The sequence below is a fragment of the Gemmatimonadaceae bacterium genome, from assembly GCA_035633115.1.
GTDB lineage: Bacteria > Gemmatimonadota > Gemmatimonadetes > Gemmatimonadales > Gemmatimonadaceae > UBA4720.
Genome location: DASQFN010000114.1, coordinates 114,480 through 138,302 on the forward strand (window position 1 = coordinate 114,480; position 23,823 = coordinate 138,302).

23 protein-coding genes and 1 pseudogene are annotated in these 23,823 nt (G+C 61.3%); 15 read left to right on the plus strand and 9 right to left on the minus strand.

Going from position 1 to position 23,823, the window contains the following annotated elements; genetic code table 11:
* The first annotated feature begins 56 nt into the window (after positions 1-56).
* Positions 57-872 carry an SDR family oxidoreductase gene (locus VES88_17140; GenBank protein HYN83207.1) on the plus strand — a complete coding sequence of 272 codons (816 nt, stop codon included), beginning with the start codon at positions 57-59 and terminating at the stop codon, positions 870-872.
* Here the strand turns inward: VES88_17140 and VES88_17145 are convergent.
* From VES88_17145 to VES88_17155, 3 genes are all read right to left on the minus strand, one after another.
* The gene (locus tag VES88_17145) at positions 866-1,750 is read right to left on the minus strand and encodes a DNA-formamidopyrimidine glycosylase family protein (GenBank protein HYN83208.1); all 885 of its coding nucleotides are present in this window, start codon (positions 1,748-1,750) and stop codon (positions 866-868) included. The genes VES88_17140 and VES88_17145 overlap by 7 nt on opposite strands.
* Positions 1,751-1,756: 6 nt before the next feature.
* On the minus strand, positions 1,757-3,538 hold the full coding sequence (locus VES88_17150) for a glycoside hydrolase family 9 protein (GenBank protein HYN83209.1): 1,782 nt from the start codon (positions 3,536-3,538) through the stop codon (positions 1,757-1,759).
* Positions 3,539-3,615: 77 nt separating this feature from the next.
* Entirely contained in the window at positions 3,616-4,797 is a 1,182-nt protein-coding gene (locus VES88_17155; GenBank protein ID HYN83210.1) for a glycosyltransferase, read from the minus strand.
* Between the two features lie 111 nt (positions 4,798-4,908).
* Here VES88_17155 and VES88_17160 point away from each other — a divergent pair, with 111 nt between their 5' ends.
* A complete protein-coding gene (locus VES88_17160; GenBank protein ID HYN83211.1) occupies positions 4,909-5,913 on the plus strand; it encodes a glycosyltransferase family 9 protein in 1,005 nt (334 codons plus the stop codon).
* A 26-nt stretch (positions 5,914-5,939) separates the two neighbouring features.
* Here the strand turns inward: VES88_17160 and VES88_17165 are convergent, their stop codons facing one another.
* On the minus strand, positions 5,940-6,926 hold the full coding sequence (locus VES88_17165; GenBank protein ID HYN83212.1) for an aldo/keto reductase family protein: 987 nt from the start codon (positions 6,924-6,926) through the stop codon (positions 5,940-5,942).
* A gap of 362 nt (positions 6,927-7,288) precedes the next feature.
* Here VES88_17165 and VES88_17170 point away from each other — a divergent pair.
* A pseudogene (locus VES88_17170) lies at positions 7,289-7,510 on the plus strand (hypothetical protein).
* Here the strand turns inward: VES88_17170 and VES88_17175 are convergent.
* Positions 7,510-8,826 (minus strand): cation:proton antiporter, encoded by a 1,317-nt coding sequence (locus VES88_17175; protein HYN83213.1) that lies wholly within the window; start codon positions 8,824-8,826, stop codon positions 7,510-7,512. The pseudogene VES88_17170 and the gene VES88_17175 overlap by 1 nt on opposite strands.
* 138 nt (positions 8,827-8,964) lie before the next feature.
* On the opposite strand from VES88_17175, the gene VES88_17180 reads away from it, so the two are divergent.
* The 3 genes from VES88_17180 to VES88_17190 all read left to right on the plus strand — a co-directional run bounded on the left by VES88_17180 (position 8,965) and on the right by VES88_17190 (position 12,754).
* A complete protein-coding gene (locus VES88_17180) occupies positions 8,965-9,441 on the plus strand; it encodes a putative metal-dependent hydrolase (GenBank protein HYN83214.1) in 477 nt (158 codons plus the stop codon).
* Positions 9,442-9,459: 18 nt separating this feature from the next.
* Complete coding sequence (locus tag VES88_17185; GenBank protein HYN83215.1) at positions 9,460-11,190, plus strand: HAMP domain-containing sensor histidine kinase; 1,731 nt, start codon at positions 9,460-9,462, stop codon at positions 11,188-11,190.
* A 73-nt stretch (positions 11,191-11,263) separates the two neighbouring features.
* Positions 11,264-12,754, plus strand: coding sequence for a M20/M25/M40 family metallo-hydrolase (locus VES88_17190; protein HYN83216.1), 1,491 nt, complete (start codon positions 11,264-11,266; stop codon positions 12,752-12,754).
* Here the strand turns inward: VES88_17190 and VES88_17195 are convergent.
* Together VES88_17195 and VES88_17200 are read right to left on the minus strand one after the other, a co-directional pair.
* Positions 12,678-13,448, minus strand: a complete 771-nt coding sequence (locus VES88_17195) for a histidine phosphatase family protein (protein ID HYN83217.1) — start codon at positions 13,446-13,448, stop codon at positions 12,678-12,680. The genes VES88_17190 and VES88_17195 overlap by 77 nt on opposite strands.
* A gap of 87 nt (positions 13,449-13,535) precedes the next feature.
* Positions 13,536-15,077, minus strand: coding sequence for a hypothetical protein (locus VES88_17200; protein HYN83218.1), 1,542 nt, complete (start codon positions 15,075-15,077; stop codon positions 13,536-13,538).
* Positions 15,078-15,281: 204 nt separating this feature from the next.
* Here VES88_17200 and VES88_17205 point away from each other — a divergent pair, with 204 nt between their 5' ends.
* The 4 genes from VES88_17205 (at position 15,282) to VES88_17220 (ending at position 17,130) form a co-directional block, all read left to right on the plus strand.
* Positions 15,282-15,509 (plus strand): hypothetical protein, encoded by a 228-nt coding sequence (locus VES88_17205; GenBank protein HYN83219.1) that lies wholly within the window; start codon positions 15,282-15,284, stop codon positions 15,507-15,509.
* Positions 15,510-15,581: 72 nt separating this feature from the next.
* Positions 15,582-16,190: a hypothetical protein gene (locus VES88_17210; protein HYN83220.1), complete on the plus strand. Its 609-nt coding sequence runs from the start codon at positions 15,582-15,584 to the stop codon at positions 16,188-16,190.
* Positions 16,191-16,205: 15 nt separating this feature from the next.
* Positions 16,206-16,706, plus strand: coding sequence for a hypothetical protein (locus VES88_17215; GenBank protein ID HYN83221.1), 501 nt, complete (start codon positions 16,206-16,208; stop codon positions 16,704-16,706).
* 1 nt (position 16,707) lies between these two features.
* Positions 16,708-17,130, plus strand: a complete 423-nt coding sequence (locus tag VES88_17220; protein HYN83222.1) for a secondary thiamine-phosphate synthase enzyme YjbQ — start codon at positions 16,708-16,710, stop codon at positions 17,128-17,130.
* A 38-nt stretch (positions 17,131-17,168) separates the two neighbouring features.
* Here the strand turns inward: VES88_17220 and VES88_17225 are convergent, their stop codons facing one another.
* On the minus strand, positions 17,169-17,633 hold the full coding sequence (locus tag VES88_17225; protein ID HYN83223.1) for a SufE family protein: 465 nt from the start codon (positions 17,631-17,633) through the stop codon (positions 17,169-17,171).
* Positions 17,634-17,650: 17 nt separating this feature from the next.
* Between VES88_17225 and VES88_17230 the strand changes: the two genes are divergently transcribed.
* The 4 genes from VES88_17230 (at position 17,651) to VES88_17245 (ending at position 20,982) form a co-directional block, all read left to right on the plus strand.
* Positions 17,651-18,616, plus strand: coding sequence for an efflux RND transporter periplasmic adaptor subunit (locus VES88_17230; GenBank protein HYN83224.1), 966 nt, complete (start codon positions 17,651-17,653; stop codon positions 18,614-18,616).
* Complete coding sequence (locus VES88_17235; GenBank protein HYN83225.1) at positions 18,613-19,359, plus strand: ABC transporter ATP-binding protein; 747 nt, start codon at positions 18,613-18,615, stop codon at positions 19,357-19,359. The genes VES88_17230 and VES88_17235 overlap by 4 nt, the downstream gene beginning before the upstream one ends.
* Positions 19,360-19,430: 71 nt before the next feature.
* The gene (locus VES88_17240; GenBank protein HYN83226.1) at positions 19,431-20,519 is read left to right on the plus strand and encodes an ABC transporter permease; all 1,089 of its coding nucleotides are present in this window, start codon (positions 19,431-19,433) and stop codon (positions 20,517-20,519) included.
* A gap of 34 nt (positions 20,520-20,553) precedes the next feature.
* On the plus strand, positions 20,554-20,982 hold the full coding sequence (locus VES88_17245) for an OsmC family peroxiredoxin (GenBank protein ID HYN83227.1): 429 nt from the start codon (positions 20,554-20,556) through the stop codon (positions 20,980-20,982).
* On the opposite strand, the gene VES88_17250 is transcribed toward VES88_17245, so the two are convergent.
* Complete coding sequence (locus VES88_17250) at positions 20,983-22,455, minus strand: ATP-dependent DNA helicase RecQ (GenBank protein ID HYN83228.1); 1,473 nt, start codon at positions 22,453-22,455, stop codon at positions 20,983-20,985. It abuts the gene before it with no gap.
* Positions 22,456-22,710: 255 nt separating this feature from the next.
* On the opposite strand from VES88_17250, the gene VES88_17255 reads away from it, so the two are divergent.
* Positions 22,711-23,757 carry a hypothetical protein gene (locus VES88_17255; protein ID HYN83229.1) on the plus strand — a complete coding sequence of 349 codons (1,047 nt, stop codon included), beginning with the start codon at positions 22,711-22,713 and terminating at the stop codon, positions 23,755-23,757.
* Positions 23,758-23,823 lie beyond the last annotated feature (66 nt).

Below are 23,823 nucleotides of genomic sequence, written 5' to 3' on the forward strand. Positions count from 1 at the left end.
CGCTCACAACGCACACACCCTCATAAACGCACACGCGCTCAACGCGACGAGGTCGCATGGCATCCGTATTTCAACCAGGGCAGCTCAGGGACAAAGTCGCGCTGGTCACCGGCGGTGGAAGCGGGATCAACCTCGCAATCGCGGAGCGTTTCGCCGAGCATGGGGCGAAGCTGGCGCTGATCGGCCGGACGCAGGCGAAGCTCGACGCTGCGGCTGCGGGCATTGCGGAGACTGGAGGAACGGCCGCTGGATTCGCGGCTGACGTGCGAGACTATGCTGCGCTCGCAGCGGCAATCGGCGCCGCCCGCCAGCAGCTCGGGAAGATCGATATCGTGGTGTGTGGAGCCGCCGGAAACTTTCCGGCTCCGGCACTTGGAATGTCGGCGAATGGATTCAAGTCAGTTGTCGACATAGACCTTCTCGGGACGTTCAATACCTGCCGGGCGATCTTCGAGCACCTCGAGCGTCCTGGTGCGTCGATTGTCAACATATCGGCGACGCAGGCATTCACTCCGATGCCGATGCAGGCTCATGTCTGTGCTGCAAAGGCCGGAGTGGATATGCTGACTCGAACGCTGTCACTGGAATGGGGACGGGAAGGCGTGAGAGTGAACTCCATCGCCCCGGGCGCGGTGGAGGATACGGAGGGTATGCGGCGCCTCGCTCCGACCAAACAGGCGCATGACTATCTCACTCGCATGATCCCCCTGGGGCGATTTGCGAAGAAAACCGAAATAGCAGACCTGGCGCTCTTTCTCTGCTCGGATGCGGCGCAATTCATCACCGGCACCGTGATGGTGTGTGACGGTGGACAATCGCTGGTCACTCTGCGCTTCGAGCTTCCCGGCGCGAACCCGGCGAAAGCTCAGTAGAGCTCGTCTATCGACCGGGGCCAGTCCTTCTTTAGAAGACGGGACAGCGCACGGTCGGCAAGCAGTCTTCCTTCCGTCTGACAGCGCGGACAATAGTTCGTCTCGTTGCTCGCATAGCGGATCCGTTGAACCGAACTCGAGCAAACAGGACATGGTTGTCCGTAGCGTCCGTGAACGGCCATCCCCTCACGAAAAGCAGTAACCTTTCCTGGAAAGCCGTCCCCCGTGCTCTCACGGAGACGGGCGATCCACTCGAGGAGCGTTTGACGAGTTGCGTGAAAAAGTGTCGACACCTCGTCATTAGTCAATCGGCTCGTCAACCGCAGCGGAGAAAGGCGAGCGCGGTGAAGGATTTCGTCGGAATACGCATTTCCGATTCCACTGAACAGGGTCGGATCGGTGAGCGCGCGCTTGAGAGTGTGGTTCTCGCTCAGCAGACGCGACGAGAAGTCGTCCAGCGAGCATTCGAGGGGCTCCAATCCGCCACGATCGATCTCGCGGAGATTTTCCTCACCTCTGACTACGTAGAGTGATGCGCGCCGTGTAGTCCCGGCCTCAGTGAGAATCAGTGAGCCGTTGTCGAAGTCGAAGGCCGCCAGGCCGACCTTCCCCGGGATCTTTGCTCCGGCCGCGAGCCACTTGAAGCGTCCAGCGATCATCAGATGAATCACAATCCAGAGATCTGTTTCGAACCCCATCGCGATGCGCTTCCCGATTCGCTGAACACCCGTGACTCGCTTGCCTTCCGTTTCCACGATCGATGGCTCGACTGACCGAACGAGGAACAGGTTGGCGATCCGCACGCGCTCGAGAACGTGGCCAACCAAGTGTCGCTCGAGTGCTTCGATGTAAACGGTTATGTCCGGCAGCTCGGGCACGTGAGCCTATGGGCGGGTCATTGCCGCGAACAGGTACGTGAGGTTCGCAGTACCGTCCATTATCGGCTCATTCGTGGAGTAATCGCCGACATCGTCGTGGTAGACGATGAAGCCGGTGTTGAATTGTGCATACTCGTCGGGCTCGTGAAGCCTGATGCCGAGGAGATTCTGGTAGATCGAGCGGTAAACCGGTCCGTCGAGCAAACCGCCCGTGAGCTGCACCTTCAGGTCCTTGGCAATCACCGAATGGGGATCACGGGCGAAGTTCCCGGATTGCGGGAGCCCGATGATCATCGACACTCCCCACGGATTAGCGCCGAGCAGCCAGTCCAACGCGGCGGCCTCGTATTCGCGAAAGCGGTTGTCACCGGTCATTCGCCGGTAGAGGTAAGCCTGGGTGGCGAAGCTTGCGATCAGGTTGTTGGAGCACCAGATGAAGGGAACTCCCATTCGGAATCCATTGTTCGCACGGCCGGTTACAGCCGCCAGGCCGCGCCTGTAAAAGCTCGCCAACTGCGCGCGCTCGCCGGCAGACCCATGTCGCCAGCTCTCGTAGTGACCGTTGTTGTGCCAGGGATACCACTGGTAGTGTCGGGCGGTATCCTTGCCCATCCAGGCCGTGACGGGCTCCTGCCGTGCGTACACGAGTGCGTCGCCGAGGAAGTGCAGCTCTCTCGTTGCATCGACGAGCGAAGCAGCGCCGAGCTCCATGTCGTCGCGCCAGTCGTCTTCCTCGTAAAAGTAAGGCGACCTGCCGGGCGCAGTCTGACACGCACCCTCGTGAAGTCGTCCAAGGCGATACGCCGCGCGTGCTCTCTGTCGCAGCCTCTCGGCGAACGCGTGATCGCGCTTCCTGAAGACAGCGGCGCCCAGTGCGAACGCAGCCGTGTATTTGCCCGCGGTGGAAGCGTACCCGGTGGACCTGTTCTTCGCCTTTATCAATCCCTGCGGCTTTCCGGTGCACGGGTACACCGGCCTCTCCTTTCCGCGGCCCCAGCCGTAATCGGAAGAGTCGGTCCATGGGAGGTCCCAGAAGCTGTGGTCGCGATCGTCGCCGAGCTGGTTGAACATGTCATCACCGCCGGGATACATCCGGAGAAGCCAGTCCAGTCCATGTCGCGCTTCGTCCAGGATATCCGCAACACCATTCGATCCGGGAAGGCCGTTGGCGGCAAATCTGTCGGCAAACGCGCGAGGGTTATCGCGGTACGCCATGAGCATCACGAACGTCGCGTTGGCTGATGTCGTCACGTACTGCAGATAGTCCGACGCATCCGCCCACCCGCCCGAAACGTTGATGAACTGGCCGTTGCGAACAGGGTGATCGACGATGATGCCGTCGCGCTTGTGAACCGAATCCCTGACGATCGGATTGAAACCCGACCGTTGCTGTCTCATGTAGTAGAGCAGCGTGTCGGCGGCACCGGTATACACGTTCGCGTCGATGCGAACGGGTGGAGAGACGGCCCCGCCCGCCACGACCTGGTATCGGCCGCGCACCCGGAGAGCCGAGAAATCGAGCCGATGCGTCGAAGCGCAGGGACCAAAACCGCCGCTGCTCTTTGTTGCCCGGGGGCCGAGAACGATGCGTCCGGACAGATCCTGCACCGAAAAGGATCGTATCGAGACGGAATCGAGCGAGCAGGCGACCGCGACCTTCGGCGCTGACAGCAAATACCCAAGCTGATTGATGCGGATGAACGTGCGCTGTGGTGCACTCTGAGCATGTCCGATCGATGCCACAGTCCCGATTGCCAGCAGCATCCACCATCGCCGGGACCGCCTCATGGATTCACTGTCTGGCATGTCTGGCTCGCGTGGGTATCGAATCGCATCGCGAGTGAAAGTTATGCGGCCGAACCGGCTCAAGCCCCGTTTGCCGTCACTTTCTGGTAGACCAGTGCAGTTCGCGTCGCAGTTCGCTCGACGGAAAATGCAGCGGCCCGCGCGCGGCCCGCAGACGCAAAGCGCGTGCGAAGCGCGCTGTCGCCAATCAGACGTGCGATTGCGGCGCCGAGCGCCGCTGAATTACCAGGAGGCGACAGAAGCCCGGACCGCTCATGCTGCACGATCTCAGGAATTCCTCCGGCGCTCGTAGCCGCAACAGCTTTGCCCATCCACAATGCATCGATGAGAACAGTGCCAAGTCCCTCGTTTGCCGAGCTCAGCGCAACCACATCGGCCGCGGCCATCAGAGATTCCGCGTCACGGCGATAGCCCGCAAGGTGGACATTGCTCTCGAGGCCGAGGCGTTTTATAGCACTCTCCACCGTGTGTCGCAGCGGCCCGTCACCAATGAGCAGTGCATGCGTGGCCGGCGCCCTCTCGAGCACATTTCTCATAGCGAGCACAAACGTGAGTGGATCCTTGTGACGGGCGAGGGCAGCAACCATGACTACCAGTGGCGCGCCTTCTGGAATTCCCAGCAGGTGCAGGGAGTGACTGTCGGACCGCGTGATGCAGCGGCTCAGGTCCACGCCACTCGGGATTATCTGGATCTGCGCCCGGTCTATGCCGCTTGCTACGAGCGATTCGGCGACAGCCCCTGATATCGCGATAATTGCCGTTGCGCGCCGGTATTTCAGCCTCGAGATCCAGTGGCGATGTACTCGAAAATCGACGCGACGGGTAATGACGACCTTCGCATCACGCGCGCAGAGCAGTGCAATCGAGGCCGCGTGTGCCGTATGCGCGTGGACGATCTCGATTTGCTCGCGCCGGATGAATCGCGCGAGAGCAATAGCTGCAACCGGGTCGAATTCCCAGCGTGGTGCGCAGGGCAGAACTCTCAGCCCACACGCCAGAGCGCGCTGTGCCAGAGGCTCGCCCGGGCGCGCCGCGATGACGCACCGATTTCCCGACCTGACCAGTGAGTCCGCGAGCCAGAGCACCTGACGCTCGCCGCCACGCCAGCCGCGCTCCGTGTCGATGTGCACGACCGACACTGGTCGTAGCGGAACAGCGTGCGCCGGCGCAGGCGCAAACCTCTTCGTCAGCGCTGGCTCGGCGATGGCCGATATCTGGTCAGGTGATACGGCGGTGTGCACTGCTCTCGTCGGGTGGTTCCCGCAGGGGTAAGTTCCGGGCTGCGCGACCCTGGACGACCGAGCCGTGCTGGAGCTCGACGCAGGCACACGTCGGCGGAGGAAGAAAGTACGGTGGCAGAGGAAGCCGGGCAACGACGAAAACCGGAGCGCATCCTGGTGGTCAGCCTGGACAATCTCGGCGACCTCGTCTTCGCCTCCGCACTGGTGCCGCCAATTCGAGAGCGGTTCCCGTCGGCACACATTGCGGTGTGGTGCAAGGAATACACGGCGGGGCTCGGCCCCCTGCTGCCGGCGGTTGATTCAGTCTACCATGCTGACCCGTTCTGGGACCGCGCCCCGGGCTCCGGTAAAGGGTCGTTTCGCCAGTTCCTCGAGGTCGCTGCTTCGTTGCGTCGTGCACGGTTCGACACCGCGGTCCTCTGCTTTGCACCCTGGCGGACCGCAGCGGCGGTTGCGGCGGTCGGCATACCTGTACGGATCGGGCTGGAACGACGGCGAAACCGAAGGTGGCTCACACACGCCCTTGCTTTCGAGGACCGCAGCAAGCGCGTGCTGGTGGAGGCGGCGCGATTGCTCGGTCCACTTGGCATCAAGGCCAGCGAGCTCAAATACAGGCTCGATTCGCGCCACTCGGACGTCGAGCTGAATGAGGTGCGGGCATCGCTTGGCGAGGGGGATTACGTCGCGCTCCACGCGTTCGCCGGAAGTGACGCGCGGTGTGTTGCGTTGAATCAATGGGTGGAGATTGCCGGGGAGCTCTCGCGACGCGGGATGTCTGTACTGTGGATAGGCACCACCGTCGAGCTCGAGCGCATTCGACAGATGGGTCCACCGGGAGTCAACTGGCGCTTCTCCGACGATTTGCCCGGAGCGTCACTGACGAAAACGGCCCTCGCGCTCTCCCTCTCGAAACTCTTCATCGGCCATGATTCCGGCCCGCTTCACATTGCCTCCGCGTTCGGAGTTCCGGCGATCGGCGTGTTTGCACCAGGGCAGCCGCAACGCACGTGTCCGCAGGGAACCGGACGCTCCCGAATTATTGGGCGTCGATCACCGCGCGACATAAGCGCCTCGGACATCCTTGCCGAAGTCGGGGCACTCGGCGTGATACAGTAAGACGCGTGAAGCCTGTGCTACGAGCGTCAGCGCTTGATCGCGTACATCTCCTGAGTTCCCCGAAACGTGCCCAGCAGGGGAAGCGTGACGCGGTCGATCGCATCGAGCGTCTCCTGACTCAGCCTCACTCCGGAAGTGGCAAGATTCTCATCTACCTGACTCGGCTTGCTCGCGCCGGTGATCACCGATGAAACGCGCGAGTCCCGCAGAACCCACGCGAGCGAGAGCTGAGGGAGTGTGAGGCCCGCCTCTTCGGCAATTGGCCGCAGCTGCTGAACCACCTCGAGAGTGCGATCGCTCCTCAAATCGGTTCCGAAAGAGGTGTTCATGTGCTCGCTTACTGCGCGTGAATCAGCCGGTGGCGGCTTACCCGGCAGGTATTTTCCACTTAGTACTCCCTGCGCCATCGGCGACCAGACGATCTGACCGATCTCGTTCGCAGCGCAAAGCGGGAATACTTCGTCTTCAGGTAACCGCCAGAGGATGGAGTACTCGGGCTGGCTGGAAACGAACTTCTCGACGTCGGGCATTGCGAGCGCCTCCGCAATCTGCTCCGCGGTCCATTCGCTGAACCCGATGTAACGCGCTTTTCCCTGTCGGACTACTTCACTCAGCGCGTGCATCGTCTCTTCGAGCGGCGTTTTAGTGTCGTAGCGGTGACACTGATAGAGATCGACATAGTCAGTCCGAAGCCGGGTAAGCGACGCGTCGATCTGCTTGCGCACCTGCGCCGCGGAAAGGCCTCGATCCGTTTTGGACATTGGAAAGAACAGCTTCGTCGCGAGGATGTACGACGACCTGTCGCGCCGGCTCAGTGCCTTGCCAAGAAAGGACTCGGCCGCTCCGTACCCGTAGATGTTGGCGGTATCGATGAAGTTGACGCCGAGGTCGAATGCCCGTTCGATACAAGCGAGCGCGTTGGCGTCGTCTACACCGACGCCGTAAGTGAGCCAGGAGCCGAGGGAGAGATCAGATACGTGAAGGTCGCTGCTTCCAAGGCGGCGATACTGCATTCAGGAATCCGGGTGAGCGCGGTGGGCATGAATCTCGAACGAGAGCGCATGACGCACAAGCCGAGCTAGACCAACCAGCCAGGGGTTCGGAGCTTTTGGGCCGCGCTGAAACTCTGACATCCGGCGGCGTCCGCAGCAACGGCAAGCCACTGATCTTCATGCCCTCGCAGGCATTCTATCACTTCAACGATTCCGACCTTGGCGCGATCATCGCGTATTTGAAGAGCGTGCCGCCGGTTGATCAGGTGACTCCACCGCCGAGCATCGGACCGATTGCACGGACGCTTTCGGTGATGACGCCGTTTCCGCTCGCGCCGGGGCGGATGATCAACCGTAATGCGCCGCGGCCGGCCCCGGTCCCGATGGGAGTAACGAAGGAGTACGGCGCTTATCTGCTGAAGACCGGTGGATGCACGGGCTGCCACAATCCGAATCTTTCAGGGGGTTCAGCCATCCAGGGGGTCAAGGTGCCGAACCTTACACGAGCCGGCATCGGTAGCTGGAGCGAAGCCGATTTCACCAAGGCCCTTCGCACTGGCGTTCGTCCGGATGGGAGAATTCTCAGCGCGGTGATGCCGTGGCCCTACACCAGATACCTCACGGACGACGAAATCAAGGCGATGTGGATGTACCTGCAGACCGTGCCAGGCACGTCCGACGGGAGAATAGCCCTCGTTTCCGCAGTTCCGGCGACGAGATCGTCGATACCGCCCAGGCCGGGCCGGTCACGGTCGTCCGGCGTGTAGGGTTCCGAGCGTATCATGTACGCAAGTAGCGGAGGGGTGAGAAGCGTCGTGGCCAGCACCATCATCGTGATGGCGCTGAAGAGCTCGGACGTCAGCACACCTGTAGCGAGGCCCATCTTGGCGAAGATCAGTCCGACCTCGCCCCGCGGTATCATCGCTACGCCAATGAGAAGTTTTCGCGCTTTGACCCAGAATGGAGCGTAGCCGGCAGCAACCTTGCCGACGAGTGCCACGACGAGAAGCGCTGACCCTACCGCCAGAACACTCAAATCCGCGAAGGCTCCGAGTGCTACTTCTGCTCCCACTGCGGCGAAGAAAATCGGGACGAAGAACAGGCCAAGCGTCGTAGTGGAACTCTCGATGCGAGTGCGCTGAGGAGTGTTATGCAGGACGAGTCCAGCCGCAAATGCGCCGATTATCGTCGCTGAGCCGGCGAGCGATGCGAGCCAGGCGAGAAGAAAAGCAAACGCAAGTCCTGCCACGCCCAGTGTCCCCGACGCTTCGAGGCGGTCGATGAAACGGAACACCGGAGGGACAACCAGACTTCCGAGAATCAAAGCAGCGGCGATGAATCCAACCGCGATCGAAGTCGTTCCCGCGATTCCCCAGAAACTCAACGTTACACCACCGACAATCCCGCCAACCACGGAGAGAATTACGAGCCCAATGACATCGTCTATCACAGCGGCGCCGAGCACTATCTGACCTTCGGCGCTTCGGAGCTGCCCGAGGTCGGAAAGCGTCCGCGCCGAAATGCCGATCGAGGTTGCGGTCAGCGCTGCTCCGGCGACTATCGAAGGAAGCGTCGGCAATCCGAGCAAGGCGCAGACGCCGTATCCGAGCGCAAATGGAAGGACGACTCCCACGACTGCGACCGCCATCGCTTCGCCGCCAACCTTGAGCAGCGAGCGGATGTCGGTGTGAAGCCCGATCTCGAAAAGCAGCACGACCACACCCAGCTCGGCGAGCGTATGAATGACCGGGTCCGCCGGATCGAGAATTCCGAGGAGCGATCTGCCGAGAACGATCCCCGCAACGAGCTCTCCGACGACGGACGGCTGGCCAAACCGCTGCGCCACGAGACCGAGCACTTTCGTGGCCGCCAGAAGCGCGACGAGAACGGCGAGAAGGTGTGGCACGTCGTGCTGGCTCATAAACTCTGGTATGATGGTTCCGCTCGTCGGACAAGCTGCATTACTCTATTGAGTAACGATTTCGACGAGTAGTTTTCGAGACTCGTCTATTGCTGCGATCGAATCACAGATGCAAGTGGGACCTCCGGGCCTTCCTCAATGTTCAATCGCGAAGAACGGAACAGCAAGATTGCCGAAATCCGGGATGTCCCGCTAATCGTAAGAGCCGCCGTGCAGGGACTGAAAGACGAACAGCTCGATACCCCCTATCGCGACGGCGGCTGGACGGTGAGGCAGGTAGTGCACCACCTTGCCGATTCGCACGCGAATGCGTACCTGCGCTTCAGATGGCTCGCAACCGAAGATCATCCGACGATCAAGACGTACGACCAGGATGTATGGGCGGCGCTGCCCGATTCCCGGCTGGCGGTGGACTCCTCGCTCAAGCTGCTGGAGGGACTTCACGAGCGATGGGTCGCGTTTCTCGAGCTGCTGCCGGACGACGCCTGGTCACGCCGGGGATTTCATCCCGAGCGCGGAGAAGTCAGTATCGACGATCTGCTGGAGATCTACGCCGATCACGGCGCGCATCACGCGGGACAGATCACCGATCTGAGGGCCAGAAAAGGCTGGTGAGGTAAGCGTTGCATGCCGGTGTCTGAGCCTATTGCCGAAGAGTGGCACCGCTTCACGGGGTTCTTCGAACAGCTGCCGCGCTTCGCCGGCGCAACAACGATTATCATCGGTGCGGCAATGCTTGCGGCGTGGTGGCTTGGAATGCCCGCACTCCGCGGTTTCGATCCCGCGCCGCCGATGCCGCCCCTCACTGCGCTGACTTTCGTTCTGGCGGGCGCATCGCTGTTTCTCTCCTACCCGAAGTATGCGTCGCGATGGCAAGCCGAAGCCTCGCGGGCGCTCGCCATTCTGGTGATTGTAATCGCGCTCATTGCGGGAGCTGAGCGCATCCTCGGTCGCAGTCTCGGGATCGATCTGTCGGTGATCGATTCTGCCGTCAGGGGGTCGAACGCCGCCGCGCCAGGACGCATGGCGATCAGCAGCGTGGTTGCCTTTCTCCTCACCGGAATCGGGATTCTTCTGCTCCGCCGCGACCGCCGAACCAACGGCTTCACCTCGCAAATCGCCGCCTTGGAAGTTTTTCTCGTGGCATTCATCCCACTGGTCGGATATGCGTTCGGCGTTCGCGATTTCTACTTGATGCAGCCGTTCATCGGGATGGCGCTCATCACCGCGGTGACGTTTGTCATCCTTGGCCTGGGTCTGCTCTTCTCGCAACTTCATCGTGGAATACCAGGCCTCGTAGTTGACGCCGGTGCCGCAGGCGTGGTCTCGCGGCGTCTACTTCCAGGCGCCATTCTGCTGCCTTTCATATTCGGCATGATTCGCCTTGCCGGCGAGCAGGCGGGTTTGTTCAGCAGCCAGGTGGCGACATCGCTCTTTGCCGTCGCGGACATCCTGACGTTCCTGCTGCTCGTGGCGTGGAGTGCGAGGGTGCTTCGAGTCACGGACCGAAAGCGGGCTGAGCTCTTCGTGGGTGAGCGCGAGGCGCGGATGAGCTCGGAAAAAGCGCGCAGCGATGCCGAGGCGGCAAAGGCGGAGGCCGAGGCAGCTCGCGCCGAGGCAGAAAGCGCGAACGGAGCAAAGAGCGATTTTCTCGCGGTGATGTCGCACGAGCTTCGGACTCCGCTGTCCGCGATAATGGGATATCAGGAGCTGCTTGCCGACGGCATAAGCGGCCCCATAACCGAGCAGCAATCGCAACAACTCGGAAGAATCAAGGCCAGCGCGCGTCACCTGCTGTCGCTGATCGATGAGATACTGACGTTCACGCGAATCGACGCGGGTCGGGAGAAAGTGGACCTGGAGCGCGCATCCCTGACGACTATTCTCGAGCCCGCCGCGGAGCTGGTCGAGCCCCTCGCTCGCGCCCGCGGCCTTCACATCGAAGTGATGCTACCGCCGAATGAAGTAATTGTCGAGACGGACGCGGTGAAGGTGCGCCAGATGATCGTCAATCTGTTGAGCAACGCCGTGAAATTCACCGACAGCGGCCGCATCATCCTTTCCGGCGACCAGAAGGGAGACCAGCTGATTGTATCAGTCGAGGATACCGGAATCGGAATAAGCCCGGAACATTTCGAGCGGGTCTTCGAGCCCTTCTGGCAAGTGGAGCAGAAAGCGACGCGCCGCGCGGGCGGGACGGGGCTCGGCCTCACCGTCACCCGGCGGCTCGCGTTGCTTCTCGGCGGCGACGTGACGGTGAAGAGTGAGCCGGGTACCGGAACGACATTCACGATCTGTCTTCCCGTACGGCCAAGCGAATCGAGTCCGATGATAGCGCGCGCAGCCTCCATGCACCCGGACTAGATTCTCGCGCCAGGCATTTTGCCGAGCCTGTTCCAGCCCAGCTCGCTGTACTCCCTACGAATCAGGAGCAAGCATGAAGCTTCGCGTGTCGGTCATCCGAAGTCTCTTCTGTGCTTTCGTGCTGACAGCCAGCCACAATGTATTCGCTCAGCAGACCGTGTCGGCACCTCCGATTGCTGACCGCTACCGGGCGAATGCGACACGATTGATTGCTGCGGCGCTCGCTGACAGTGTCGCCTACAACCGGCTTGCGCGTCTGACGGACACATTCGGCCACAGGTTCAGCGGCTCGGCGAGTCTCGAGGCTGCAATCGACTGGATTCTCGCCGAAATGAAGCGTGACGGCCTCCAGAATGTGCGCGGCGAAAAAGTAATGGTCCCGCGCTGGGTTCGCGGCAACGAATCGGCAATGCTGGTGAGCCCGAGACGCTACCGGCTGCACATGCTGGGGCTCGGCCGAAGTGTGGGAACGCCCCCGGCAGGAATTACCGTCCCAGTGCTCGTGGTCGGCAGCTTCGATGAATTCGCCAGACGACAAGCCGAAGCGAAAGGAAAGATCGTTCTGTTCGACGCTCCGTTCGTCAGCTACGGCGAGACAGTGAGATACCGTGGGCGTGCGGCGTCGACGGCTGCGCGAGCGGGCGCTGTCGCGGCGCTCATCCGAAGCATCGCATCGAACTCGATTCAGAATCCGCACACGGGGGCGATGTCCTATGACACCACCGTCGCGCGAATTCCGGCGGCTGCGCTCAGCGTGGAGGACGCCATGATGCTCCACCGCATGAGCGACCGCGGCGAAAAAATCGTCGTCACGCTCAAGATGGAAGCAAAGACATTACCCGATGCTCCGTCACGAAACGTTATTGCTGAAATTGTCGGATCCGAGAAGCCGGACGAAGTTGTGGTGATTGGCGGCCACATCGACTCCTGGGATGTTGGACAAGGCGCAATGGACGACGGCGGCGGGAGCGTCGCGGCGTGGGAAGTGGTGAGGCTGATCAAGGACCTCGGCCTGAGGCCGCGGCGGACGATACGCGTAGTTCTGTGGACGAACGAAGAGAACGGCTCGCGAGGTGCGCTCGCTTATCGCGATACACACGCGCACGAGCTCGACAAGCACGTGCTCGCGATGGAATCGGATGCCGGGGTGTTCAAGCCCCTCGGCTACCGCGTCACAGGCCCCGACTCCGCCGTTGCCATCGTGCGCGACATCGCCTCTCTGCTCGCCGGCATCGGTGCAACGAGCGCCGAGGCGGGAGGTCCGGACGTTGATGTCGGGCCGCTTGCGGAAAGAGGGGTTCCTGCAGCGAGCCCGATCGTGGACGGGACGCGCTACTTCTGGTATCACCATAGCGACGGCGACACGATCGACAAGCTCAATCCGCGCGAGATGTCGGAATGTGTCGCAGTGAATGGCGGTGCTGGCCTACATCGTCGCGGACATGCCTGGCACTCTCGGGCGGGTGGCTCCGACGCCAGGTGGCTAGCTATTTCGCCGCGACGGGTCCGTCAGGCTTTGACGTCACCGGCGCCCCGGCCGTTTCCAACGGGGCCACGAAGTTGAACAGGTCAAGCTTCATCATGCCGCGGGGACGCGCAGCAGCGTCGTAGCGATACGACGTTACCGAGCAGTTCGCGATCTCCTCTGTGCGATCGATGGCGAGGATCTGTTCCTCCGTCATGTGCTCGAGCAGATACCGCATACAAAGAACGACGACGGAGTGGCAGACGAGCAGGACGCGTTCCGCGCAGTATTCACGCGATATCATCTCGATCGCGCTTCGCAGGCGCAGAATGACGTCGCACCAGCTCTCGCCGCCGGGTGGGCGGTGGTAAAACTTGCCGAGTAGTCGCCGGAATTCCGCCTGTTCCGGGTGATAAGCTTCAATGCCGACTTTCGTCAGGCGGTCGAGAATGCCGAACTCCTTCTCACGCAATCGTTCATCTACGACGAGAGAATACGCGTCATCGGCGAGGCCGGCGGCGTGGGCCACGATCGCCGCGGTATTCCGCGCTCGCAGATACGGAGATGTGAGGATGACGTTCGGCTTGGCGTCCCCGGGCATTGCGGCAAACCAGCGGCCGAGGGCGGTCGCCTGCTGCTCCCCAAGCGGCGAAAGAGGAACGTCGACATCGCGGACGTCGAGGTCGATCACATGGTCGCCGGCGAGAAGCGCCGCTTCGCGCGCCACGTTGCCGGCGGACTCTCCGTGTCGAACCAGCCAGAGTGCGTCGGGCCAGATCTGAGCGTGCGTCACGTTCCGTATGCGCAGTCAAAGACCGTACCACATAAAAGGGGTGCACCGCTTAGCGATGCACCCCTCATACAATGCATGTGGTGATCTCTACACGACCGGCTTGTACCGGAAGGCGGCGACACCGCCCTTCGCGGACTTGATCGTGAACTCCTTGCTGCCCTTGGCGGGCACCGGGCCAACGGAAACAGTTTCGGTGAAGAGCACCTTTCCGGCCTTGTCGAGGAAGTCCACAGTGAGTGGATAGGTTTTCGCCGCGCTCGAGCGATTCTCTATCGTACCCGAAAGCTTCGTCGCGTCTGTGCCCTTTGAGAACTCGAAGAAGCTCACCTTGACTGCAAGCTTGTCTGCCTTCCCCGTGTAGTAAACCAGCGAGTCTGTGTACTGCTTGTTGAGCTTTGCGGCCTTGGTTGCCTTCACGAGTCCCGCATAGGCGAAGGCATTCAGCATGTAGTTTTCGGGATTGCTCGGATCCAGATCGTTCAACCGCGTCACGAGCGGGAACACTTTGTCAAACTGGTTGAGGAAGATGTAGCTCGCCGCGAGGTTGTTGAGCGCGTCACGCTGGTAGGGATTGCGCTCCAGGACTACGAAGAAGATGCGCCCGGCGTCTTCCGGGCGCTTGAACTGTGCGGCCATGACGCCTGCCTGCATAAGCGCATTCTCGCCGTAACGCGCAGGATTCGCGAGAAGAGGCGCATAGATCTTACCAATCGAGAGGCTGTCACCAGCAGTGATGTAGAGCTTCGCAAGGTTCTGGAGAGCGAAAGTCTGCTGGATGTCGTCGGTCGATCTGGCGAACACTGCATTCCAGGCGTTGATGGCTTCGCGCGCAAGAGCTTTCTTTCCGGCCGGTGGTGCGGCGTCCACGCGAATGGTCGCGGTACCCGCCATTTCGACCAGAGTCCGGTCCCGGACGTCGTCGAATGTGGTGTCCGTTCCGGCCGCCTCCAGGGTCTTCTTCCAGTACTCGGCGGCTGTCGTGTAGTCCTTCTTGTTCTTGGCCACGCTTGCGAGAACGGAATAAGCGTACGGCGCGGTCCGATCCAGTACCAACGCCCGCTTTGCGTAGATCTCAGCCGAATCGAACTTGTTGGCGTTCACGGCATTGATCGCTGCGTTTGTAACGGCCAGCCACGGCTTCTGCCGTCTCCACTGCCTGCCGACTTCGGTGCAACCGGGGGAGGTGGCTTCGACTAGGGTCCACATCGAATCGGCAGCGGCGAAGAGATCTATCAGCCCCTTCGGATCGGTGGTGAGCCCGATTGCAGAGCGGGTGGAGATCGGTGAAACGCCAGGCTGATCGAGGAGAAGAACGTACGCCTGACCGAGGAGATAGGCGCGGGCAACCGGGTTTTCGTTTTTCGCGGCGGGAGCATTCAGCGCTGCGACGACATCGCGAAGATCCTTTGTGGCGGTTCCCGTTCTCAGCCCGGCTTGAGCGCGTGTCATGGAGAAAGTGGCCCGCGCAACCGACTGCGGCTTGGATTCGTCGATCTCGCAGGTAAGACCCGCGGGAGCGGCTGGGGCGGCGGGCGGATTCTGCGCGGTCAGCGGGGCCGCGAATACTACTATAGTAGTGGCGGCAGCGGCTACTGCCCGCTCGAAGGCGTTCGAGTAGAAAAATCTCATTGAGCAAACTCCGACTTGTGAGCGCAGTTCGCCCTCCGGCAAGCAAGGCAGGTGGGGCGGTGGTGGTAACTTGAGGCGGAAGTCTAGTAATATACCCGCGCCGGACGATCGTTCCAGAATGCCAGCAATAGCGAGCAGGAGTCAAGCGGATTGCGCTGCAGCAGGACTTTTTCCAAGTGTTCGATAACGAGCTGCATCATCGCGATGGCAGGTGCACTTCTGCTGTCATCCTGCGCGCCCGAGCCGACTGACCCCGCGACCACGGATATCAGCGGAGTCTGGACGTCGGATGCACACATCTTCGCGCTGTCGCAGATCAAGCTGGAGCTCCTGGGTGCCGGGAAGTTCGAAGGCATGCTCATCGAGCCAAATCGCCTGCGTGGCATTCTGGCCGTTGGAACCGGATACGAAGCCATCACCTTCGTCAAATAGCGAGGCGTTCTGGCGCGCTCATCATCCATTTACCGCAAGGCAATAGCACATCTGCAGCGTGTCGATCCGGTGATGGCAGAGGTCATCGATGAGGTCGGTCCGTGCACCCTGGAGCTGCGCACTGCCGGGACCCACTTCGATGCGCTCATCCGGTCGATCGTCTACCAGCAGCTATCGGGCAAGGCGGCCGCGACGATCCACGGAAGGGTGCGCGCGATGTTCGATTCCGAGACACCTCTTCCTCAGCAGATTACTGCAGCCCAGCACGACGCGCTGCGAAAAGCGGGTCTGTCCAACCAGAAGGCGGGATATCTCAGGAATCTCGCGGAGCACTCGCTCAACGGGTCGCTTCCGGTTGAATCGCTGCATGAGCTGGGCGACCAGGATATCATCGACGCTCTCACGCAGGTGAAGGGGATAGGCAGGTGGAGCGCGCAGATGTTCCTGATGTTCCGCCTCGGCAGGCCGGATGTGCTGCCGGATCTCGATCTCGGCGTGCAGAAGGGGATCCAGCGGGCATACCGAATGCGGAGGCTTCCTCCAGCGAAGAAGGTGCTGGAAATAGGATCGAAATGGGCGCCGTATCGAACAATCGGCTCATGGTACATGTGGCGGGTACTCGAGCTTCCCTCGGACGCACTCAGAGGACCTCGGCCCCGTGCGGCGCGAAGCCCCAAATGAACCTAGATTGATCGTATGCTGACGTCGTTTGACGATCTTCCGGATGGCTCCCGTGTGTGGGTTTACGGTGTTGATCAGCAGCTGGAGCCGGCTGCCGAATCCGTGCTCTTGCGTGAGGTAGATAACTATCTAACCGATTGGACCGCTCACGGCGTACCACTCGCCGCCGCGCGACACTGGAGAGACAACAGGTTCCTGACGGTAGCCGTGGATCAGAGCCGGGCGGGTGCGTCGGGATGCTCCATTGACGGCCTTTACAGAACCCTCAAGTCCCTCGAGGGGAGGATCGGCGCCGCAGTGGTTACCAGCGGCCTCGTCTTCTTTCGAGGAAAGGATGGGACAATCCGCTCGGTGACGCGCGACGTGTTCACCGACCTGGGCGCGGCGGGAGAGGTGGACGGCGAAACGGAAGTGTTCGACCCCTCCGTAACCAGTCTCGGCGAATGGCGCGCAAGATTCTCATCGCATGCGTCCGATTCGTGGCATGGATCGCTGCTGCAAACACGTGCCGGGTGACGTGAAGACCCACACCTCCTACCTCACTTTCAACACGAAAAAGCGGCAGGAGATCATCGACATCACGGACGAGGTCGAGGCATGTCGCGCGGCGGCGGGCATAAGTGAAGGCTTCGTGCTCGTCTCAGCGATGCACATCTCCGCTTCGGTATTCGTGAACGATCACGAGCCGGGGTTGTGGAAGGACATTCTCGACTGGCTCGAGACGAGGATCGCCCCGTGGTCGCCCGACGACTATCGCCACAACAGCGGAACCGGTGAGGACAATGCCGCAGCGCACCTGAGGTCTCTCACTGTCGGCCACGAGGTCATTATTCCAGTCACGAAGGGACGACTCGACTTCGGGCCGTGGCAGCGAGTGTTCTACGGTGAGTGGGACGGCCAGCGGTCCAAGCGCGTCGTGATCAAGGCGTTGGGAGTGTAGCGCGAAGACAGGGAGCTCGATCTCAGGCGGCTACGTCCTCATGTCCCTGCTGCAGCGATGGCCGACTGAGCTTCGAGCGCGTGGCGCTTGAGTCGCGTGATCATTGCATTCAACCCCGGCTCACGTGCACCGAGGCCGATGCTTTCCATCAGCGTTCGCACGAAATCCGAGGGGATCCGAAGCGTTACCTCCGGCGGCTGATCGTTCACCGCGCCGAAAACAATCGCGAGCACCGCAGCAATTGTCGGCGATTGCCGGACATCGGGATCAGCGTAAAAGTGAAGCTTTCCATCTTTGAGCTCGGGCACGATGTTGACTCGCGTCTGACACTCCGGAATGTTGAACTTCGCGCGGTCGATGTAGCTGAGCCTCTCCGGAAACGGCTCGAGCTTCTTGGAATATTGCACGAGCGCCTGCATCTTCTCCTCGCGCCCCATAGAGCGGAAAAGGCGGAGAACGCGGTCAATCGACGGAGGGATCGGTGAGGTGGTCGCTTCCTGCATTTCTTGAAAGGTAATTCATGAGGCGCGCCCTCTGGCTCGCCGCGCTGCTGGCGACGAGCTGCAGTCGCGAGGACCGTAATTCGGTAACCGCGACCGGGACTCTCGAGGTCATCGAGATAGATGTAGCGCCGATGACGACGGGTCGCGTGCTCCGAATGCTGGTGAATGATGGCGACATCGTTCGCGCCGGAGACACACTGGCGATCCTGTCCCAGCCAACGGCGCAACCTGAGATCGAGCAACGGGAGGCGCAGGTGGAAGCATCCCGCGCCGGTCTGAGCGAGGCCGAACGAGGCTCGCGAACGGCCGAAATAAATCGCGCTGCCGCGGAGCTCCGAGCGGCCGAAACCGAAGCAACGCGCACCGCTGCAGACGCAAATCGGGCGCGCGCGCTGCAGCGTGCCGGCGCGATCTCGCTTCAGCAGCGTCAGGCGGCGGAGGCGGCGGCGAGACAAGCCGCAGCACATCGCGAGGCGTTGCGGCAGAGCCTCTTGCTCCTCAGGCAGGGTACACGCCCCGAGCGAATCGCTGGCGCCCGGGCACAAGTGGCGGTTGCCCAGGCAGGACTCTCAGCAACGAAAGCGATTGTCGGCGATCTCACGCTCACTGCACCGGTTCCGGGCGTTGTGCTGAGCCGAAATGCGGAACCCGGAGAGATAGTGACCGCCGGCCAATCGGCTGTCACGCTTGGCGAGGTTCGCCGACCATGGGTCAGGGTTTACGTGAATGCTCGCGAGATTCCGAGCATCAAAGTCGGCAGTGCAGCGAAGGCGACGCTCGACGGACTACCAGGGCGCACATTCAACGGTCGCGTCGTCGCGGTGAATACGAAGGCGGAATTCACGCCTCGCGTGGCGCTGACCGAAGACGAGCGAGCGGACATGACCTTCGGCGTGAAGATCGAATTCAACGACACCTCCGGAGCGCTCAAGCCGGGCCTGCCGGTCACCGTAACGATCCCGAAGAAAGCGCCCAGCGCGTGACCCCCGCCGTCCATACGGAGAATCTGACAAAGACGTTCGGGTCTATCCGGGCAGTCGACGGAGTGACGCTCGACATCGAGCGGGGAGAAGTCTTCGGCGTCCTCGGACCGAACGGATCGGGAAAGACGACAACGATACGGATGCTGTGCGGGCTGCTCACGCCGACATCGGGCACGGCGACAGTCGCTGGGTTCGACGTGAGAACGCAATCCGAGGATATCCGGCGAAACATCGGTTACATGTCACAGCGCTTCGGCATGTACCACGACATGACCGTTGCCGAGAATCTCGATTTCTACGCGTCGCTTTATGGATTGGCCGGCACGCAGAAGAAACAACGAATGGACGAGCTGTTCGCCGAGCTCGGGCTCGCGCCGCGGGCGAATCAGCTAGTCGGCACGCTGAGCGGCGGCTGGAAGCAGCGAGTCTCTCTCGCGTGCGCAATCGCACACAGACCCGTGATCCTCTTCCTCGACGAGCCGACTGCGGGGGTCGATCCCGCGGCGCGCCGCCAGTTCTGGGACATGATCTACACGCTCGCGAAGCAGGGAACGACTATCGTCGTCACCACGCACTACATGGATGAGGCAGCGCGCTGTCAGCGAATTGCGTTTCTGTCTCGCGGACATTTGATCGCCCTTGGAACGGCTGAGGAGATCACCGCGCAGTTCGGCCAGCCCACGATTGAAGACGTGTTCATCGAGCTTCAGCGTCGCGATGAAGCGGAGACAGTCAAAACGTGACAGGATCAGCAGCGACGACCGTCAAGAGCCCGATTACGACTCGGAGGAGTTTCCGGAGTCTCCTCGTGCCGATGCTCAAGAAGGAGTTCATCCAGATGCGAAGGGATCGGCTCACCTTTGCACTGATGGTCGGAATCCCGGTGATTCAGCTGGTTCTCTTTGGCTACGCTATTCGGACGGAGGTCCGGCACTTGCCGACGGTGGTGCTCGACGAATCACGCAGCTCCGAGAGCAGAAGTCTCGTGTCGGTGATGGAACAGACACAGAACTTCAGGATCGCGGGCCAGGCTTCCTCGCGGGCCCAGGTGAGAGACTGGATCGAGTCAGGGCGGGCCAAGGCCGCGATAATCATTCCGCCAGATTTTCACACCGACCTGAAACGCCAGCGCACTGCACAGGCACAGGTGATCGTGGACGCGGCCGATCCGCTCGCGTCCGCTGCGGCAATTGGAGGTGCGGCTCTCGCCGCGTCGGTGCGCGCGACAGCAATCGCCGATCGTGGGGCGAGTCGTCCACCCCCGCTCGAGGTGCGCGTACGCCCGTGGTACAACCCTGCGCTGCGAAGCTCCATCTACATCGTGCCCGGGATCATCGGGGTGCTTCTCAGCCTGACCCTTCTCGCGATAACGAGCATTGCCATCGTGCGGGAGCGGGAGCACGGAACGTTCGAGCAGCTCGTCGTCACGCCGGTCAGCAAGAGCGCGATCATGCTCGGCAAGCTGCTTCCGTTCGTCCTGGTTGGATATGTCCAGATGACGTCGATCCTCATCCTCGGACGCATCCTCTTCGGCGTTCCGATACGAGGAAGCATCGTACTGCTCTATGTGTTGTCGCTCGGATTCATAGTTGCCAATCTGGGTATCGGCCTTCTCGTGTCCACTCTTGTGAAGACGCAGATCCAGGCGATCCAGCTGAGCATCCTGCTCCTGATGCCGAATATCCTGCTCTCGGGCTTCATGTTTCCCCTCGAGGCGATGCCTGTCGTGGCGCAGTGGATCGCCCTCGCGCTTCCGCTGACCTACTATCTCACGATACTCCGGGGAATTCTTCTCAAGGGGGTAGGCATCAATTATTTATGGCACGAAACTCTCATCCTGGCGGGGTTTGCAGCGGTGCTGATCCTGATCAGCGTCAGGAGATTTTCGAAGACCGTCGGCTAAAGAGGGAACGCCTCGCAATCAACAGGAGCTCGAGATGCCCACGAGAAAGGCCAGTGCAGTATGGGAAGGCGGACTGAAGACCGGGACAGGCAACTACAGTGTCGAGAGTGGCTCCGCGACGGGAGAGTACAGCTTTGCGCGGTTCGCAGAAGGTGGTGCCGCGTCCAATCCTGAAGAGCTACTTGCCGCCGCAGAAGCGTCGTGCTTCAGCATGGCGTTCAGTGGCGCGCTGGAGAGAAATGGAACTCCGCCCACGAGAATCGCTACCGACGCTGCCTGTACGGTCGAAAAAGTCGGCGAGGGATTTCAGATCACGACGATGAAGCTGGATGTGCGCGCGTCGGTGCCGAATATAGATGACGCGAAGTTTCAGGAGCTAGCGCAGGCTACTCTAGCGGGCTGCCCGGTGTCGAAGGCACTCAAGGACAATATGAAAATGGAGCTGAACGCCCGGCTCGAATAGCTACGCCGGCCTTGCCCACTCCAGTCTGGCGTCGCACGCATCGCAATTGCCGCAGCACCACGTCCGGTCGACTTCCTCGCCGAAGTGCTCGAGAATGAACTTTGTGCGACAATCGGTCGTCTGACAGAACTGGATCATCGTTCCCAGTTTCTTCTGGTCGGCCGCGCGACGCTCCTCGTAGTCGAGCAGATCGCGACTCAGGTCGACTGACGTGAGGTTTCCCTGCAGCCGCTGCCAGCGGCCGCCTCGATGCTCGCGAACGAGGCCGTGGCGCTTGAGCAAGGCGAAGACAATCTTTGCCTTTCGCTGCGGGACCTCGGTGATATCGGAGATGTCGCTGAGCGCTACCGGCTGGTCGACCGGATATTTCTCAAGCGCGAGCGCGACGCGCGCCGCTTCCTCCACTTCCGGATACCGCCCGCCAAGGAAATAAGTCTGAATCCGACGGTCCTCGACGCGGTATAGCATCGTGCAAAGCGCGGGCAGTCCGTCGCGACCCGCGCGTCCCGCCTCCTGGTAATAGGACTCGATCGATCCGGGGAAGTGGTAGTGAATCACGAATCGAATGTCCTGCTTGTCGATGCCGAGGCCAAAGGCGTTGGTGGCGATGATCGCCTTGGTCTCTCCACTCATGAACGACTCCTGCACCGCTTTTCGCTCTGCTGCCGGCCGCTTGCCATGATAGAGCCCGACACTGTGGCGGTCGGAAAGCATCTCATAGAGTCGCTCCGCCTCCTTGACGGTCGCGACGTACAGCACGCCGGACCCGGGGCTCTCTCTCAGAAGCTGCTCGACGACCGAGTCCTTGATACTGTCGTTGACGGTGCGTCTCACCTCGAAACGCAGATTCGGCCGCGCGAATCCCGTAATCGTGATGTGAGGATTCCGCATTCCGAGCTGGTGGACGATATCGTCCTGAACTTCCTGAGTCGCGGTCGCCGTCAGCGCCAATATCGGTGGGCGACCGAGGCGCTTGGCAATCGAGCCGAGCGAGAGGTAATCCGGCCGGAAGTCGTGTCCCCACTGACTGACGCAATGGGCTTCATCGATCACGAAGAGACTGACTTTGCGGCTGAGCAGGTGCTCGAAGAACCCTCGGTCCTTGAACCTTTCAGGCGTGAGGTAGAGAAGCTCGCCCTCGCCCGCCTGAATCTGCCGGTGCGCCTCGCGGGTCTCGAGTGTCGAGAGATGCGAATGCATCGCTACCGCATCAACACCCTGAGCCGTCATCTTGTCCTGTTGATCCTTCATCAGCGCGATCAGCGGGCTGACTACGACCGTGAGGCCCGGAAGGAGGAGCGCCGGAAGCTGGTAGATCACAGACTTCCCGCTTCCGGTCGGCATCACTACGAGAGCGTCACGACCTTCGAGAAGCGCTTTGATCGGTTCCCACTGGCCACGCCTGAAATTGGCATGACCGAACCGGTCCGTCAGCATGGAGCGGGCGGACTCCTTTGTAATTGGCTGCTGCATACGCATTTCCTACAGGCACGAACTATTCCCGCGCGACGGCGCCCGGTGAAGGCGTATATTCAGCGCTAACTGCGTCGCGCGAAGCGCACCCTGGAAAAATAACCTCTCAGGTTTGAACGGGATGACTCTCTGAGCCGAGCGGGAACAAAGGATTCAATCCGCGTTTTCGTCATTTCGGCGCCCGGACTCGAGCAGATTCTTGCCTCGGAGATCCGGAAACTCGGCTTCCCCGCCGCCGAAACGGTCGAGGCCGGCGTGGGGCTCACGGCATCGCTCGAGCAGGTGTACGAGCTCAATCTCCATCTCAGAACGGCGAGCAGGGTCATAGTCCGAGTGGCTGAGTTCCACGCCAGCACCTTTCATGAGCTGGAGCGGCGCGCTCGGCGAGTCATGTGGAGTGAGTATCTCCATCCAGGGTCTCGTGCCCGCTTTCGGGTGACCTGCAGAAAGTCGCGGCTCTTCCACTCGGATGCCGTAGCCCAGCGATTCGCTGAATCCGTGGTGAAGCAGGTTCCCGGAGTCGTAGTCGCCTCGGCGCATCGAGACCCAGCCGATATCGCCGATAGTGACGAGTCGGATACGGGGCCCGAGCAGCTGTTCATCGTGCGTCTCACTCACGACAACTGCGTCGTCAGTGCCGACAGCTCCGGCCAGCTGCTTCATCGCCGGGGATACCGGCAGGCAACAGGAAAGGCGCCGCTGAGGGAGACGCTTGCTGCCGCGATGCTGATTGGAAGCGGCTGGGACGGAGGCGCCGTGATGATCGATCCGTTATGCGGCTCGGGGACGATAACGATCGAGGCTGCTCTCATTGCCCGGCAAATCGCGCCCGGAATCAACCGCGCATTCGCCTTTCAGGAATGGCCGAGCTACGAGAGCACCAAATGGGAGTCGCTCGTGGCGGAAGCGCGTGAGCGGGAACGACCGGCAGGGAGCCCGATCATGGGTTCCGACCGTGATGCGGGGGCGGTTCAATCCGCACGGGCAAATGCAGAGCGCGCCGGAGTCTCGGAAAGCGTTCTGCTCGAGGTGCGAGCGATTTCAGCTGTCGATTTCCCGCTTCCTCCCGGCTGGATCGTGACGAATCCGCCCTATGGCATTCGTGTCGGTGAGCGACGCCCGCTAAGAAATCTCTACGCGCAGCTTGGCAAGACAATTCGGTCGCGTGCTCGCGGTTATAGATTTGCTCTGCTATCCGCAGATACGATGCTCGACTCGGCCCTCGAGATTCCGCTAACGGAGGTTTTCCGGGCGAGGAATGGAGGCATACCGGTTCGGTTTCTGAGGGGCCCGTCGGAATGAACGGCACCGAGGAGCGAGGAGGGCACGATGAGCGTCGGTGATCCGGTCGGTCTGCTGTCGGCTAAC

What these genes read in the sequence shown, in the direction of transcription:
- VES88_17140 (HYN83207.1), top strand. Translation starts at nt 57, where the DNA reads ATGGCATCCGTATTTCAACCAGGGCAGCTCAGGGACAAAGTCGCGCTG.
- VES88_17150 (HYN83209.1), bottom strand. Translation starts at nt 3,538, where the DNA reads ATGAGGCGGTCCCGGCGATGGTGGATGCTGCTGGCAATCGGGACTGTG.
- VES88_17165 (HYN83212.1), bottom strand. Translation starts at nt 6,926, where the DNA reads ATGCAGTATCGCCGCCTTGGAAGCAGCGACCTTCACGTATCTGATCTC.
- VES88_17175 (HYN83213.1), bottom strand. Translation starts at nt 8,826, where the DNA reads ATGAGCCAGCACGACGTGCCACACCTTCTCGCCGTTCTCGTCGCGCTT.
- VES88_17180 (HYN83214.1), top strand. Translation starts at nt 8,965, where the DNA reads ATGTTCAATCGCGAAGAACGGAACAGCAAGATTGCCGAAATCCGGGAT.
- VES88_17190 (HYN83216.1), top strand. Translation starts at nt 11,264, where the DNA reads ATGAAGCTTCGCGTGTCGGTCATCCGAAGTCTCTTCTGTGCTTTCGTG.
- VES88_17200 (HYN83218.1), bottom strand. Translation starts at nt 15,077, where the DNA reads ATGAGATTTTTCTACTCGAACGCCTTCGAGCGGGCAGTAGCCGCTGCC.
- VES88_17205 (HYN83219.1), top strand. Translation starts at nt 15,282, where the DNA reads ATGGCAGGTGCACTTCTGCTGTCATCCTGCGCGCCCGAGCCGACTGAC.
- VES88_17210 (HYN83220.1), top strand. Translation starts at nt 15,582, where the DNA reads ATGGCAGAGGTCATCGATGAGGTCGGTCCGTGCACCCTGGAGCTGCGC.
- VES88_17215 (HYN83221.1), top strand. Translation starts at nt 16,206, where the DNA reads ATGCTGACGTCGTTTGACGATCTTCCGGATGGCTCCCGTGTGTGGGTT.
- VES88_17225 (HYN83223.1), bottom strand. Translation starts at nt 17,633, where the DNA reads ATGCAGGAAGCGACCACCTCACCGATCCCTCCGTCGATTGACCGCGTT.
- VES88_17230 (HYN83224.1), top strand. Translation starts at nt 17,651, where the DNA reads ATGAGGCGCGCCCTCTGGCTCGCCGCGCTGCTGGCGACGAGCTGCAGT.
- VES88_17240 (HYN83226.1), top strand. Translation starts at nt 19,431, where the DNA reads ATGCTCAAGAAGGAGTTCATCCAGATGCGAAGGGATCGGCTCACCTTT.
- VES88_17245 (HYN83227.1), top strand. Translation starts at nt 20,554, where the DNA reads ATGCCCACGAGAAAGGCCAGTGCAGTATGGGAAGGCGGACTGAAGACC.
- VES88_17250 (HYN83228.1), bottom strand. Translation starts at nt 22,455, where the DNA reads ATGCAGCAGCCAATTACAAAGGAGTCCGCCCGCTCCATGCTGACGGAC.